The sequence below is a fragment of the Acidaminobacter hydrogenoformans DSM 2784 genome (assembly GCF_900103005.1).
GTDB classification, from domain to species: Bacteria; Bacillota; Clostridia; order Peptostreptococcales; family Acidaminobacteraceae; genus Acidaminobacter; species Acidaminobacter hydrogenoformans.
This window is the reverse complement of sequence record NZ_FMWL01000008.1, coordinates 87,394-103,278: the sequence shown is the minus strand read 5'-3', so window position 1 is coordinate 103,278 and position 15,885 is coordinate 87,394. Positions and strand designations below refer to the sequence as shown.

Here is a 15,885-nt window from a genome sequence, read left to right as displayed (position 1 = left end):
GATTACTGAGCAACCGTAGACGTTGAGCCCGTGATGCTGCTTGTTTCATCCTTGGTGAAGGATGCAGCAGCTTCAGCGTTCATGAAGATCAGGTTGCCGTCAATCTTTGAGCTTGTCATTTTAAAGTTTGGCGTGCTGACGTAAACGTTGCCAACCACAGTTGTCTTGACGAGCTGGAAGTTTTCTCCCTTAGCGTAAACGTTGCCGTCGAAGATGCCGCCCTGAATGCGTGCATTCGGGCTCTTGACCGTGATGCGCTGAGCCATCAGCGTGAAGTTTCTCGTGATGTTGTGATCAGCGTCCTGGCTGTAGAGCGCGAGCTTTCTTGCAACTGCAGGCGGTGTTTTGGTGTTTTCGAAGTCGCCGTCCATAACCAGTGCCTTATTGACTGCAAGGTCTCTGGAGAGGGAAACGATCCAAGTACCTTCAGTGCTGATGCCTTTTTCAAGGTCAGCAACATTGTCGACGAGGGAAGCGTTTGTAACGGCGTCAACCTGGATCAGGACTTTTTCACCGTTGACTTTGCTGACCGCGTCAGTCTTGAAGGTATCCTTTGCTTCTTGCGTCATAAAGTAGATATTGCCGTTGACTGTCTGTTTAACAAGGTTGAAGCCTTTAGCGTTGACGTAAACATCACCGTTAAAGATGCCGCCCTGGAAGACAGTGTTCGGGCTGTTGACCCAGACTTTTGGAGCAGTCAGCGTGAAGACGCGGGTGATGTTGCGCTTGTCGTCCTGGCTGTAGAAAGCGAGCTTTCTGCGGATGACATCATTGCCCTCAGCGTCTTTTTTGCCATCTGTGAAGGTGCCGTTGATGACGACTTCTTTGTCTGTCGTGATGTCACGGATCGCAGCGACGATCCATTTGCCGTCAGCTTTAAGACCGGCCATCATGGCGTCAGCATTGTCAACGAGGGAAGCCGTTGTAACGACATCTGGCTGCATCAGGGCGATATCGCCTGAAACGGTGCTCTTGGCATCGATCACAGCGCCATCTTTAGCAGCTTGAGTTGTGTAGAAGACGTTGCCTTCAACTTTGGCATTGGTAAGTTTGAAGCCGGCTTCAGAGACATAGACATTGCCGATGACCTTTGTGCCGCGGATCTCAAACTTCGCTGCATTGACGTAGAGATCACCGACGAAGCCGCCATTCTGGAGGCGGCCGCTTGGACTCTGAATCGTGAGCTTAGGCGCGGTCAGGGTAAAATTGTCAATGACGTTGCGGTTTTCATCTTGGGTGTAAAGCGCGATCTTGCGGGCTTCCTTGCCGTCGTCATTGACGAAGTTGCCGTCGAGGACTAAAGGCGCTGTGAAGGTCAGGTCCTTAAGGGTAGCTGCAAGCCAGAAGCCCTCTGTGCCAATAGCCTTCTCAAAGTCTGCGTTGTTGTCGACGATTGAAGCCGTGGCAATTGTATCCACTGCCGGTCCAACAGTCTTTTCAGCCTCGGCAGGTGCAGCTGGTGCCAGCTTGCCAAGTGTTTTCGGACCGACAATGCCATCTGCTGCCAGACCGTTGACACCCTGGAATTCTCTGACAGCCGCAGCAGTCAATTTTCCAAAGATCCCGTCGACAGAAAGCTTATAACTGATGTTGTTCAGCATAGTTTGGAGGAGCTTGACATCTTCGCCAAATGAGCCTTCCATGAGCAGTCTGAAGATTCCGGTGACTGAGGTTTCCACGGGTGCAGATGTAGAAGGCTGGCTTGGGGCTGGAGTCGGACTTGGGGCTGGTGCAGGCTTTGGAGCTGGAGCTGGAGCCGGAGCTGGAGCTGGAGCCGGACTCGGTGTCCAGTTAGATGCGCCTGTTGTGGTGTCCGCGGCAAAAACGCCTGTAGACGTCACGGCAGGAAGCATGGTCACTGAAACCGCTGCAGCCATGGTGAGTGCAATGAGCTTCTTGTGTCTAATCATAGTGTCCCCCTTAATTTTTTTGTGAAAGAACGCATATCCTGGATGCTGGACTGTTGGGTCGCTGTCACCCTTTTGTAACGATGCGTTTTATTTTTCACATACTCATATTATATTCAAAAGCTTCCACCACGTATATGATTACGCTCAAACTTCTCCATAAACAATATTGTCAAAACATTAATAAACATTAATTCCAATAAATAACATCTAAAAAGTTCAACAGAATGCACTGTGCTGTTCAAGGTGGGATGATAAAAAAATGAGTATTAATACCGTTTTTTAAGGTAAATTTGAAACGTGTGGTCAAAAAAATATGCAATAATATTCAAGATGACCTATCTCAAATTCATGAATTCGAGCATCGCTTTCTGGTCCAAATTTCAGGGGGTGGTGTGTTTACATAACGTCTGAAGCTTGACAATTTTTTTTTAGCCGACTCTATTGAAAATATTATGTTTTTAATATAGAATCCTGAATTGTATGTAACGGCAAGATAAGATAGAATTAAAGCAGAAAATAATCAAAGGGGATTGAAAATTATGAAAGCTTTAGTTAAAAAGTACGCCAAACCTGGCCTTTGGCTGGAGGACGTGGAAATGCCGGAGGTTGGCAAGAATGACGTCCTGATCAAGATCAAGAAGACTTCAATCTGCGGTACGGACGTTCACATTTATCAGTGGGATGATTGGTCCCAAAAGACGATTCCAGTTCCAATGCATATTGGTCACGAGTTTGTAGGCGAAGTCGTTGGCTTTGGCGAAAACGTCCATGATGTCTACATTGGTGAAATTGTTTCCGGTGAAGGACACTTGGTTTGCGGACGCTGCAGGAACTGTCTCGCTGGCAGACGTCACCTCTGTATGAATACAAGTGGTGTAGGGGTCAACCGACCAGGCGCTTTCGCGGAATATCTCTCAATCCCTGTAACGAACGTTTGGCACTGCGATCCTGAAATTCCCCTCGAGATCCTATCCAGCTTTGATCCGTTCGGTAATGCTGTTCATACGGCCCTCAGCTTTGACCTGCTTGGCGAGGATGTGCTGGTGACAGGTGCCGGTCCAATTGGCATCATGGCGGTAGCGGTCGCGAAGCATGCCGGCGCTCGCAATGTCGTCATTACAGACGTGAACGAGTACAGACTTGACTTGGCAATGAAAATGGGCGCGACACGCGCAGTCAATATTTCAAAGACCAGCATTGAAGAGGTCATGAAAGAGTTGAAAATGAAGGAAGGCTTCGACGTAGGCCTCGAAATGTCAGGCAACGCATCTGCTCTGAACAGCATGATCAAGAATATGTGCCACGGCGGCAAGATCGCTATGCTGGGCATTCAGCAGCCAGGAACCTCTGTGGACTGGAACACAGTTGTCTTCAATGGTCTCACAATCAAAGGCATCTATGGCCGCGAAATGTATGAGACGTGGTACAAGATGACGGCGCTTCTCCAGTCTGGCCTTGACCTCTCCCCAATCATTACCCATCAGTTCCGCTATACCGAGTATGAAAAAGCATTCGAGCTGATGATGTCAGGCAATACAGGAAAAGTCGTCCTTAACTGGGATTAGGAAATACTGCAATATTTTTTTAACGTCTCTGCAAATTTGACGTATTATTGACGCTTCGCCCGTATACTTCAAAACAGAAAGCTGCACGGGCGAAGCTTTTTTAACAGCTTTGGCGCGGTAAAGCAACTACAAACTGAACTTCAGGTCCAGACCAAAGGAGAGAATATTATGTCAAGAATCAACATCAATGGAAATCAGTTGACGATCGAGCAGGTTGTCCAGGTAGCGCGTTACGGTTATGAAGTTGAAATTGAGGCCGCTGCACAAGCTGCGATTACACGTTCAAGAGAGATTGTAGATAGATTCGTCGAAGAAAAACGGAACGTTTACGGGATCACAACAGGTTTCGGAAAGTTTTCTGACATAGCGATCTCCAAAGAGGAGACCAAGGAGCTTCAGCGCAACCTGATCATCAGCCATGCATGTGGTGTGGGTCCTTTCCTCAGCGAAGAGATTTCAAGAGCCATTATGCTTCTTCGTGTCAACGCGCTTTCCAAAGGATTTTCCGGTATTCGTCTTTCTACAGTCATGACACTGGTCGATATGATCAATAAAGGCGTTACGCCTTTGATTCCAGAGAAGGGCTCCCTTGGCGCCAGTGGAGACCTCGCGCCTCTGTCGCACATGGTTCTTGTCATGTTGGGTTTGGGTGAAGCGCTTTACAAGGGCGAACAGCTCTCCGGCGCAGAAGCTATGTCAAGAGCGGGGATTCCGGTCGTCGAGCTGACCTCAAAAGAAGGGCTTGCTCTCATCAACGGCACTCAAGTTATGACGGCAGTAGGCTGCATTACGGTATATGATGCCATCAATGCGTTAAAGCTTGCAGATATCAGCGCAGCCATGACTATGGAAGCCTTAAACGGCATAACGGATGCGTTTGATCCACGCCTTCACGCAGTGCGCCCGCATCAGGGACAAATGGATACGGCGTCCAATCTCCTCAGAATTTTGAGCGACAGCGGTTTGACGACGCGCCAAGGCGAAATGCGTGTTCAGGATGCTTACTCCCTGCGCTGCGTCCCGCAAATTCACGGCGCAAGCAAGGATGCCATCCGCTTTGTCAAAGAGAGAGTAGAAATTGAAATCAACTCAGTGACTGACAACCCTATCATTTTCCCGGATGATGACGCAGCGATTTCCGGCGGCAATTTCCATGGGCAGCCAGTGGCGCTTGCCTTCGATTTCCTTGGGATTGCGATCGCAGAAATGGCAAATGCTTGTGAGCGCAGAATCGAAAGACTGGTCAACCCTCAGCTCAGCGGCCTGCCGGCGTTCCTGACACCAAACGGTGGCCTGCATTCCGGCTTTATGATTGCTCAGTACAGCGCTGCGGCACTGGTTTCTGAAAATAAGGTGCTGGCGCATCCTGCAAGTGTTGATTCCATTCCGTCTTCTGCCAACCAGGAAGATCACGTCAGCATGGGGACAATCGCAGCCAGAAAAGCAAGGGATATCCTTACCAATACTATTCACGTCCTCGCGGTAGAGCTGCTTGCGGCTGCTCAGGGCATTGAGTTCAAGGATCCTGAAAAGCTTGGCAAAGGCACTGCGGCAGCATTTGAGATCGTTCGCGGCTCTGTTCCAAAGTGGGTAGAGGATCGTGAGATGTACATTGATCTTCGAAAGGGCGAAGCGCTTGTGCGTGACGGGGAGATTGTCAAAGCGGTTGAAGCGGTTATTGGTGAGTTGAAGCTCGGTTAATTTATTAATATAGGGAGCACGGCGCTGGGCGCTGTGCTCCCTTTTCTATTAAAGTTACACTCTATCCTTCCGGCACTAACCATAATTCTGCGTCAAAAAAAGCAGCTTTTGTAAAAATCCTTTTACTTAAACAGAACGAAATAATATTTGGATTTCCAGCTTTGTTTTTTCCATTCTGTAATAGGAAGCTTGCAGCGCTTAATATTACTGTGTTAGCCAGACTGATCAACAGGATTCGAAAAATTCAGTTTAATATGAGTTATGGCATGCAATTTGCTTATATTATAATGAGAATTAGTTTGGGCAACATAATAAGAGCGAATGGACCGGAATGAATAGGAGGCAAAAAAGATGAATGAAATTATGGCGGCTGCCAAAGCGACAGAAGACAAAATTATTGAAAACCGGAGAGTATTGCATCAAAATCCGGAGCTGGGATTTGATTTGCCGGAGACGGCGGCGTATATCAAAGCGCAGCTTTTAGAGATGGGCATTGAGCCTCAGGACTGCGGTGGGCCGGTTGATCCGGAGATCCGCACCAAATTCAGGTCGGCAGGTTTTCCGGATATGGCGGCTTGTACGGGAGTGGTTGCGACTATAGGCAAAGGGGCACCATGTATACTGCTTAGAGGGGACATGGACGCGCTGCCCATGATGGAGACGTCCGGGCTGGACTTCGCTTCGAGAAACAATTTCGCCCATACCTGCGGTCACGACAGTCACGCGGCCATGCTGCTCGGAGCGGCCAGGATCCTCAAAGCCCGTGAGTCGGAGCTGAAGGGTACGGTGAAGCTGATGTTCCAGCCAGGTGAGGAGCTGGGCTATGGCTCGAAGCTGATGATTGACGCAGGTCTCATGGAGAATCCCAAAGTGGATGCCGCGCTTGCGATCCATGTCATGTCGGACATAGAGTCGGGTGAGGTGCAGTATGTGAAGGGGATCGCGTCAGCGGCCATGGACACGTTTATGCTGAAGATCAAGGGTAAGGGCGGTCACAGCTCCATGCCCCATAAGGCCGTCGATCCGAATATTATCATGACGCAGCTTTACACGGCGCTGAATTTGCTGCCTGGCCGGGAGGCTGATCCACAGGAGACGGTGATCCTGACAGCGGGCAAGGCGTCCGGAGGTTCGGTGGCGAACATCATTCCGGATACGGCGGAGCTTCAGGTCGGGGTAAGGTCTTTTAACCGCCAGGCCAGAGACCACATTGTGAGCCGGATACCGGAAATGATTGACCATTACGTCAAAGCATGGCGCGGTGATTATGAGCTGTCAAAGTTCGCGACGCCGTCAACTTATAACGACGCGGCCTTTGTCGAGGCCCTTTTGCCGGCGATCAAGGAAGTCGCAGGGGCGGATCAGGTGGTTGAAGTGGCGAAGCCTCTGCCGGGGTCCGAGGACTTCAGCTATGTCAGTGAGCTTGTGCCGGGATTTTTCATTATGTTAGGCGCGGGGAAGCCGGGTGCTTACCCAATGCACAATCCAAACATGGTCTTGGATGAGACGGTGTTCGCGACAGGCGCGGCGATTTATGCGAACTGCGCAATGACTTGGCTGGAAGTGAATGGGGCGTAAAATGGAAGTCTTGATCCCCAAAAAATATTGGAAGAAACAAGCCTATCTCACTATAAGTTGGCTTCAAAAAAAGAAATAAGGATTCAAAAAAAATGCTTTTATGACTCAAAAACGTTATTTGAATGCAGGTCGGAAACACATCTTAGATATGTGCGAATTTTATTAATGAAAATACGTAAAATTGTTCGTGTATTATTTTATAAATTGATACATTGAGAAACTTTGGCACACCTGTTTTAACGAAAACAGTCAAAAAAAGCAATGCTGAGCCTGTTGACAAGAAATTGTTTTGGTGACGCATCAATTGTCAGAAAATTGCGCAATCGGCTTAAGATGAATAGCTGCTGAAGTATGCGCAGATTTTATAAACACGGATGATCCGCTGGAGGGTCATCCGTGTTTTTTTATTTATACAAGAGAATAAGAATGCAACCTCTGTATAAGATTCCGCTTATCACACACATGAAAATTATGGGCATAGATCAATGAAAAACTTGGAGATTTGTAAAATGTACACAATTATAGTCTGAGCAGTATTCGATTTTCTAAAAAAAGTGTATACAATCATACTAATATTATTGAAATTAAGTCATTGTATTATCTTGAGACTCGGTATAGAATAGCAGCATTATATTTTTAAATATACATTCCAGCATGAGATTTCCAAAAGAAATCCCATCAAAGAGATCCAAATTAATTTTACCGACGCGTTGGGGAAGCATGTATAAGATTTGATACAAAATGAAAGAAGCGCATAACAATCTGTCATTTTGTTCAGGCGAAAGATGAACTATGATCTGTGAAGGCTGGTTCCGCAAAGCAAGCCAACAAAACGGAGATCTTGGAAAGGAGAGAATGAAATGAGTGAAATGAGAATCAACGGTTTACCCTCCAGACAGGGTCTCTATGACCCTCGGTTTGAACACGACGCCTGTGGTATTGGTTTTATTGCCAACATTAAAGGGGTCAAGTCCAACGACATTATCCGTCAGGCACTGACAGCCCTGATCAATCTCGATCACCGGGGTGGTCAGGGTGCGGAGCAAAATACCGGTGACGGTGCCGGGATCTTGATGCAAATCCCACACGCGTTTATGGTTCAGGAATGTTCGGCTATGAATATTCAGTTGCCGGAAATGGGACAATATGGTGTGGGCATGCTCTTTCTCCCTCGGGACCCTGAACGTCGTCAGGCCTGCGAGCGCGTTCTGGAGAGACTTATTTCTGAAGAGGGTCTGACCCTCCTTGGCTGGCGAACGGTTCCAACGGACAATACCCTTTTAGGCAATGGGGCCAAAGCGGTTGAGCCGTATATCCGGCAGATCTTCATTGAGGCGGATGCGGGGACCAAGCAAAAGCTGGCAAATGGCGACGACCAAGCCGTCGAGCGCAAGCTTTACATTGTTCGAAAGGCGGCTGAAAATGCCATTCGCCACTCCGGTATGCCGGGGGTCGACAGCTTCTATTTCTCGAGTCTCTCCTCAAGGACTATTGTTTACAAAGGCATGCTGACGCCATTTCAGGTCGACAAGTATTTTCTCGAACTGAAGGACCCGGTTATGGAGACGGCGCTTGCGCTGGTTCATTCCCGTTACAGCACCAACACCTTTCCATCCTGGGAACGTGCCCACCCCAACCGCTATATGATTCATAACGGCGAAATTAATACGGTCCGCGGCAATGTCAATTGGATGTTCGCCAGACAAGCCATGTGCGATACAGAGCTATTCGGAGAAGATTTGGCCAAGGTTATGCCAGTGATTGATATGAATGGCACAGATTCTGCCATGTTTGACAATTGTCTCGAGTTTTTATCGCTGACAGGCAGATCCATGCCACATGCCATGATGATGATGGTCCCGGAGCCGTGGGAGAAAAATGATACTATGAGCCCTGATAAAAAAGCGTTCTACCAGTATCACAGCTTCATGATGGAGCCTTGGGACGGGCCGGCGGCGGTTGTCTTCTCTGACGGCAGATACATAGGCGCGTCCCTGGACAGAAACGGACTTAGGCCAGCGAGATATTACGTGACCAAGGATGATCTCATCGTCATGTCTTCTGAGGTGGGCGTGATCGAGCTTGCGCCAGAGGACATCGTGCTGAAGGAGCGGATTCGTCCTGGACGCATGCTCCTGGTGGATACGCTGGAGGGGAGGATTGTCAGCGATGCGTCTTTGAAACGCGAGATGGCCAGTGAATATCCTTATCAGGAATGGCTTAAGACACACATGATGAACCTCGAAGATCTGGAAGAAGCGCCTGAAATTCCGGGGACATGCTTTGAAACTGTACTGCAGCGCCAGCACGCCTTTGGCTACACCTATGAAGAGATCATGAAAATTATTGAACCCCTGGCGAAAGCGGGTGAAGATCCTGTAAGCTCAATGGGTTATGATGCCCCCCTCGCCGTCCTCTCGGACAAGCCGCAGCTCCTCTACAATTATTTCAAACAACTCTTTGCGCAGGTTACCAACCCACCCATTGATTCTATTCGCGAGGAACTGGTGACGGCAATCAGTACAACCATAGGACCAGAAAAGAATTTGCTGAAACCTGAACCGGACAGCTGCCGGCAGATCCGCGTCGACATGCCTGTGATCACGAATGAAGAGCTTGCCAAACTTCGGTACATCCGGCGTGAAGGCTTCAAATCAGAAACCCTGCCGATTGTCTTTGGCATCAACGAAGGCAGTCTCGGACTCAAGCTCGCGCTGGACGGTCTTTGTGAACGTGCGGATCGCGCGATCGCCGCGGGCGCCAACGTTCTGATCTTATCCGATCGAGGCGTCAGCAAGTCTAAAGCGCCTATTCCGTCCCTTCTTGCTGTGTCCTGTCTGCATCATCATCTGATCAAAAAAGGCACTCGCCTGCAATCTACCCTGTTGCTCGAGTCGGCTGAGCCAAGGGAGGTACATCATTTTGCGGCCCTGCTCGGTTATGGCGTCAGTGCGGTAAATCCTTATTTTGTGTATGAAACCCTTGAGGCTATGATTCAGGAGGGGCTGCTCGAAGATCTCACCCCACTTGAGGCAATCTATAACTACAATAAGGGCATAACAAAGGGTGTTGTAAAAATATTGTCTAAAATGGGTATTTCAACGATTCAAGGGTATCGCGGCGCTCAAATTTTTGAATGTGTCGGGATCAACCAGGAGGTTGTTGACCGTTATTTCACAGGAACACCTTCCAGGATTGGCGGTATTGGTCTCGAGGAAATCGCAAAAGAGGTCGAAATGCGTCATTGGAGAGCTTTCAATGATCAACCGGGCCGCGATCTGACCCTCGACAGCGGTTCGGTGAGTCAGTGGCGTTCTGGAGGGGAAGAGCACCTTTACAATCCTGAATCCATCACAACCCTTCAATCATCTTGCCGACTTGGGGATTACAGGATGTTTAAACATTTTACGGAGGCGACTGATAATCAGACACAGAAGCTAAAAACCATTCGTGGCCTGCTTAAGTTTAAAAATCAAAATCCTATCCCAATTGAGGAAGTCGAGCCGGTCGAGTCAATTTTAAAACGTTTTAAAACGGGCGCGATGTCCTTTGGATCCATCAGCCAGGAAGCACATGAGACCCTTGCGATCGCTATGAATCGTATTGGCGGGAAAAGTAATACGGGTGAGGGTGGAGAGGATCCGGCGCGATTTATCAAAGAGGCTAATGGTGACTGGAAACGAAGCGCGACAAAGCAGGTGGCATCAGGGCGATTTGGCGTCAACAGTCATTATCTGGTCAATGCAGATGAGCTCCAAATCAAAATGGCGCAAGGCGCCAAGCCTGGTGAGGGCGGTCAGCTTCCGGGTGGAAAAGTTTTCCCTTGGATTGCAAAAGCGCGCAGGACGACCGCTGGCGTGGGGTTGATTTCGCCGCCGCCGCACCATGACATCTACTCCATAGAAGACTTGGCGGAGTTGATCCACGACTTAAAGAATGCCAACCCAAGGGCCAGGATTAATGTCAAACTCGTGTCAGAGGTTGGCGTTGGCACAATAGCGGCAGGTGTTGCCAAAGGTCATGCGGATGTCGTCGTCATATCAGGTTATGATGGCGGTACGGGCGCTTCGCCCAAGACCAGCATCCGCCATGCCGGACTGCCTTGGGAATTGGGGGTTGCAGAAGCCCATCAAACTTTATTGCTAAACCGACTGAGAGACAGGATTGTTATAGAAACAGACGGTAAGCTTCTGACGGGTCGTGATGTCGTTATTGCGGCAATGCTTGGGGCGGAGGAGTTTACCTTTGCCACAGGTCCGCTGGTTGTCATAGGCTGCGTCATGATGCGGGTCTGTAATTTGGATACTTGCCCAACGGGCGTCGCGACCCAAAATCCTGAGCTTCGAAAGAAATTTTCTGGAAAGCCGGAATACGTCGTCAATTTCATGAGGTTTATAGCCCAGGAAATGAGAGAACACATGGCAGAACTGGGTTTCAGAACCATTGATGAAATGGTGGGAAGGACGGAGTACCTGGAGGTCAATGAGGCGGTCAAGCACTGGAAGTCAAAACACGTGGATCTAGCCCCGCTTCTTTTCAAACCGGACGTTCCGGTGACTGTAGACCGCTACTGTACAAGAAAGCAAGACCATGGCCTGGAAAAATCCCTGGATGCCAGGGAGCTCATTCCAATGAGCCGCCGTGCGCTGGAACGCGGGGAACGCGTTGAGGCGAAGCTGAAAGTACGAAATACTGACCGTGTCGTCGGAACCATGCTTGGCAGTGAGGTCACACGCCGTTATGGCGAAGAGGGACTTGCTGAGGACACGATTACGTTAAAGTTTGAAGGCTCGGCAGGACAAAGCTTTGGTGCTTTTGTTCCGCGGGGGATGACCATGATGCTTGAGGGTGATGCGAATGATTACTTTGGCAAGGGGTTATCAGGCGGAAAACTCATTGTCTATCCGCCCTCAAAAGCAACCTATGACTCTGAAAACAATATTATTACCGGCAATGTGAATCTTTACGGCGGTACAGCTGGAGAGGCTTACATCAGCGGGATCGCAGGCGAACGGTTTTGTGTGCGCAATTCTGGTGTCAAAGCAGTGGTCGAGGGTGTCGGAGACCACGGCTGTGAGTATATGACGGGCGGCAGAGTGGTCGTTCTTGGGAAGACGGGACGCAATTTTGCGGCCGGAATGTCTGGAGGCATCGCTTATGTTTGGGATCGGGACGGCGCTTTCAAAAGCTGCGTCAATCAGGAGATGGTCTTGATTGAAGCCCTTGAAACAGAGGAGGAAAGTCAAGCGGTAAAGCACATGATCGAAAAGCATGTGGCTTACACAGGCAGCCGCGTAGGCAGCCAAGTGGTTGAGGCGTGGGAAAATGTAAAAAAGCAAATAGTCAAAGTCATACCGGTGGACTATAAGCGCATGCAGGAGGCTATTGGGCTTGCGACAGCCAACGGTTTATCCGGAGAAGACGCGGTTATGGCGGCGTTTGAAAAGAACAGGGACAGTCATGCGCAAAACGGTAAGCATTAAGGAGGGTCAACCATGGGCAAACCGACTGGATTCATAGATTACGCGCGTCAGCAGCCCGCGGACCGGGAACCGCTGGAGCGCATCAAAGATTGGGAAGAGTTTCATTTTAATTTGCCTGACGACGCGTTGAAGCGTCAGGGCGCAAGGTGCATGGATTGTGGTGTCCCATTTTGTAACTCTGGCATCATGATTGCGGGGATGGTTTCTGGCTGCCCACTGCATAATTTAATGCCGGAATGGAATGAGCTGGTGTATCGCGGGTTGTGGAAAGCTGCCTGGTCGCGCTTGAGGAAGACGAATAATTTTCCTGAATTTACTGGACGGGTGTGTCCGTCTCCTTGTGAAGGGGCCTGTACAGCCGGGCTTGCTATAGAGCCAGTGGCCATCAAAACTATTGAATGTGCTATTGCGGATCAAGCGCATGCGTCAGGCTGGAGCCTGCCAAACCCGCCTGTAAAGCGGACGGGCTTTAAAGTCGCGGTGGTGGGGTCGGGACCTGCGGGGCTTGCTGCGGCTGACCAGCTCAATCAAGCCGGCCACAGTGTCACCCTCTTTGAACGCTCAGACAGGATTGGCGGACTGCTGATGTATGGCATTCCAAATATGAAGCTGGATAAGCGTGTTGTACAGCGGCGCGTGGACTTGATGGCTGCGGAAGGCGTCACCTTTGTTACGGGCTGCGAGGTTGGAAAAGATTATTCTGCAGGTAAGCTAAAGGCGGAATTTAGTGCTGTCGTCCTTTGTGGCGGCGCGACCAAACCTCGTGATCTCGTCGTTGAGAACAGGGCGCTGAAGGGGGTTCATTTCGCGATTGATTTTCTGGCGGCAAATACAAAAAGTGTACTGACGGGTGAACCTGCGGCCATAAGTGCACAAGGCAAGCATGTGATTGTCGTTGGTGGCGGGGATACTGGAACGGACTGCGTGGGCACTGCGATTCGTCACGGATGCGCCAGTGTCGCGCAGCTTGAGATCATGCCAAAGCCGCCGCTGGAGCGTATGCCTGAGAACCCGTGGCCGCAGTTTCCCAGAGTGCTCAAGACGGATTACGGACAGGAAGAAGCTATAGCGCTTTATGGGGCTGATCCCCGCAGCTACAACACGACGGCTAAAAAATTTACTGGTGATGAACATGGAAACGTTAAAGAGGTTCACGCGGTTGCGGTCGAATGGATCCGGGATGATCAGGGCAGGGCTGTGCCCCGTGAAGTTACTGGCAGCGAAGCGGTCTGGAAAGCTGATCTGGTGCTTCTTGCCATGGGCTTCCTTGGGCCTGAGGACCAGCTGCTTGGCCAGCTGGGCGTTGTCCGGGATCACCGCAGTAACGTTAAAACCGGTGAAGACACGTTTGCCACCAATGTGGACGGCGTTTTTGCAGCAGGAGACATGCGGCGGGGACAGTCCCTGGTGGTTTGGGCTATCAGTGAAGGCCGCCGCGCTGCAGCGGAGGTTGATCGCTACTTGATGGGCTCCAGCAATTTGTAAATAAACAAAAGTGCGTTTGCCGATGGTCTCATCCATCAGCACATGATTTTTAGTGTGAAATTCGTGACCATCGGCATAAAAAAGATGAAAATGTGGCGCAGGCGAGGTGGTGACATGCCATACTCTCAGGTGTTACAATACTTGACTAATTTGGAGGTGTCTTTATGTACAATTTGCTTCACGTAATTCCAAAGGACAAGCACGATGCAGTGTCGCTCAAGGGGCTGCTTGAGGACAACCCGCAAATCAAATTCGTTTCGCTGATGGCGGTTGATCTTGGCAACAACAGCACGGATGAGAAAATTCCGATTTCGGTCATGCTCAGCGACATAGACGGTTTTTTGAAAAATGGTGCTCAAACAGATGGCTCCAGCGTCTATTTGCCAAAGATTGCAGAAATCAACAATGCCAAGGTCGACTTGATTCCGGATTTAAACGTCAAATGGATCGTGGACTATAATATGGCCCACAAAGATCCGGAGTCCCAAAGGCCTGTAGGGACCCTGGTGATTCCTGCCTATCTGTACCACGACGGGATACCGGTCTGTTCGCGCTCGGTGCTGAAGCGCTCCACGGATTTTTTCAAGGAGACGCTCAAGAACGCGCTAAACACTAATGCCTACGCCCGTGACGTTCTTGGCATTCGAACGGACGAAATGATCGATGAGGTTTATATGACCATGGCGACTGAGCTTGAATTTTGGGTCAAGACACCGAATCAAAAGTCTGACTATGAAAAGCTCAGCGCATCCCAGACACTCAAGGAGCAATATTGGAAACGGACGGTAGGACCGGTACGTACGGCGCTGGAGCAGGCATTGATAAGTTTGGACCGACTGGGCTTCGAAGCGGAAATGGGACATAAGGAAGTGGGCGGCGTTCCTGCGCAGCTCGGTGGGGAAGGACAATTTTCCCATATCATGGAGCAGCTTGAAATCGACTGGAAGTATGATGAAGCCTTACAATCCGCGGATCATGAGCTGTTTGCCCGTGAGGTTATCCAGGAAGTCTTTTTCAGACACGGTCTCAAGGTGACCTTCAGAGCCAAGCCTATTGAAGGTGTTGCGGGCAACGGCGAGCATCACCATTTAGGAATTGCGGTGAGGTTGAATTCTGGCAGGAGGCTCAATCTCTTCGCGCCAAAAGATATGAAGGCTTCTTACATGAATGCGTTTGGATGGGGGGCTTTGATGGGTGTCCTCAAGAATTACGAGGTCGTGAACCCTTTCGTCACTTCGTCCAATGATGCTTTCAACCGTCTCAAGCCAGGGTTTGAAGCGCCGGTTTGTACGGTAGCCTCTGTGGGGCATACACCTGAGATGCCGGCAAGAAACAGGACGGTCCTGATCGGTCTGGTCCGCGATACGGAAAATCCTTTGGCGACACGCTTTGAGCTTAGGGCGCCAAACCCGCTTTCCAACACTTATCTCCTGGGAGCCGCGGCTTACCAGGCAATGCTGGATGGGATCCTGTATGTTCTGAAGTCCGAATCGACGGCAGCAAATCTGGAAAAGGAAATGTCTAAAGCTTATGGCGAAGAGGCTGGCTATCTGGAGAAAAATCGCGCTTATAGAAGCGAAGAAGACGTCTTTGAGCACTACGACGCTGAGGAACGCAATAAGCTTTTTGGTGTTCCGCCCAGAACGGTCTGGGAGAACCTTTGCGCTTTTGGCAGAGCCAACGGGAAGCTTGCGGTTCTGAAGCGCGGGGAGGTGTTCCCGGCAGCCATCATTGATTCCTATCAGGCGACCATTTTGAGTCAATGGGTTTCAGAGCTTTCAAATCGTGTCATCCCATCCAACGAAGATTTAATCAGACGCTACGTCAAGCTGCATGACATTGAAGAGATCACGGATTTGGATGTCGTCAATTGGGAAAAAATACGTTCGCTGCGCAATGAGCTTATGAAAAACAGTCTCGCTGAAAGCGCGCTGTTCTCCAGGATCAAGCAAGCCATGGAAGTGGCTGATTACGAGACTGCCAGTGCCCTGCAGGTCGAAATGATGTCCAAAATGACACAATTGAAGGCGCTGTATCAGGAATACCGCCACAACCTGTTTACAGAGGCTTAATAGCGGATATATATAACACAATTCGGGGTGGGGGATCTGTTGAGGTGCCCCACCTTTTCTGTTTTGTCATTTGTTTTGTGCTTGATGGCGG

The 15,885-nt window shown here is 49.8% G+C and carries 7 protein-coding genes; 6 read left to right on the top strand and 1 reads right to left on the bottom strand.

The window, feature by feature from the left end; genetic code table 11:
- Window positions 1–2 precede the first annotated feature (2 nt).
- Window positions 3–1,910, bottom strand: coding sequence for a peptidoglycan-binding domain-containing protein (locus BLP63_RS09365; RefSeq protein ID WP_207646447.1), 1,908 nt, complete (start codon window positions 1,908–1,910; stop codon window positions 3–5).
- Between the two features lie 539 nt (window positions 1,911–2,449).
- On the opposite strand from BLP63_RS09365, the gene tdh reads away from it, so the two are divergent.
- From tdh to BLP63_RS09335, 6 genes are all read left to right on the top strand, one after another.
- On the top strand, window positions 2,450–3,475 hold the full coding sequence (gene tdh, locus BLP63_RS09360; protein ID WP_092590842.1) for an L-threonine 3-dehydrogenase: 1,026 nt from the start codon (window positions 2,450–2,452) through the stop codon (window positions 3,473–3,475).
- 168 nt (window positions 3,476–3,643) lie between these two features.
- Window positions 3,644–5,176: a histidine ammonia-lyase gene (gene hutH, locus BLP63_RS09355; protein ID WP_092590840.1), complete on the top strand. Its 1,533-nt coding sequence runs from the start codon at window positions 3,644–3,646 to the stop codon at window positions 5,174–5,176.
- Window positions 5,177–5,527: 351 nt separating this feature from the next.
- Window positions 5,528–6,754 carry a M20 metallopeptidase family protein gene (locus BLP63_RS09350; RefSeq protein ID WP_242870862.1) on the top strand — a complete coding sequence of 409 codons (1,227 nt, stop codon included), beginning with the start codon at window positions 5,528–5,530 and terminating at the stop codon, window positions 6,752–6,754.
- A gap of 860 nt (window positions 6,755–7,614) precedes the next feature.
- Window positions 7,615–12,237 carry a glutamate synthase large subunit gene (gene gltB / locus BLP63_RS09345; protein WP_330387128.1) on the top strand — a complete coding sequence of 1,541 codons (4,623 nt, stop codon included), beginning with the start codon at window positions 7,615–7,617 and terminating at the stop codon, window positions 12,235–12,237.
- Window positions 12,238–12,249: 12 nt separating this feature from the next.
- On the top strand, window positions 12,250–13,722 hold the full coding sequence (locus BLP63_RS09340; RefSeq protein ID WP_092590838.1) for a glutamate synthase subunit beta: 1,473 nt from the start codon (window positions 12,250–12,252) through the stop codon (window positions 13,720–13,722).
- 164 nt (window positions 13,723–13,886) lie between these two features.
- Entirely contained in the window at window positions 13,887–15,794 is a 1,908-nt protein-coding gene (locus BLP63_RS09335) for a type I glutamate--ammonia ligase (RefSeq protein WP_092590837.1), read from the top strand.
- The last annotated feature ends 91 nt before the right edge of the window (window positions 15,795–15,885 follow it).

Excerpts from the sequence above, each read along its gene's own strand:
- BLP63_RS09335 (WP_092590837.1), top strand. The coding sequence starts at position 13,887 with ATGTACAATTTGCTTCACGTAATTCCAAAGGACAAGCACGATGCAGTG.
- BLP63_RS09350 (WP_242870862.1), top strand. The coding sequence starts at position 5,528 with ATGAATGAAATTATGGCGGCTGCCAAAGCGACAGAAGACAAAATTATT.
- BLP63_RS09340 (WP_092590838.1), top strand. The coding sequence starts at position 12,250 with ATGGGCAAACCGACTGGATTCATAGATTACGCGCGTCAGCAGCCCGCG.
- gltB (WP_330387128.1), top strand. The coding sequence starts at position 7,615 with ATGAGTGAAATGAGAATCAACGGTTTACCCTCCAGACAGGGTCTCTAT.
- hutH (WP_092590840.1), top strand. The coding sequence starts at position 3,644 with ATGTCAAGAATCAACATCAATGGAAATCAGTTGACGATCGAGCAGGTT.
- BLP63_RS09365 (WP_207646447.1), bottom strand. The coding sequence starts at position 1,910 with ATGATTAGACACAAGAAGCTCATTGCACTCACCATGGCTGCAGCGGTT.
- tdh (WP_092590842.1), top strand. The coding sequence starts at position 2,450 with ATGAAAGCTTTAGTTAAAAAGTACGCCAAACCTGGCCTTTGGCTGGAG.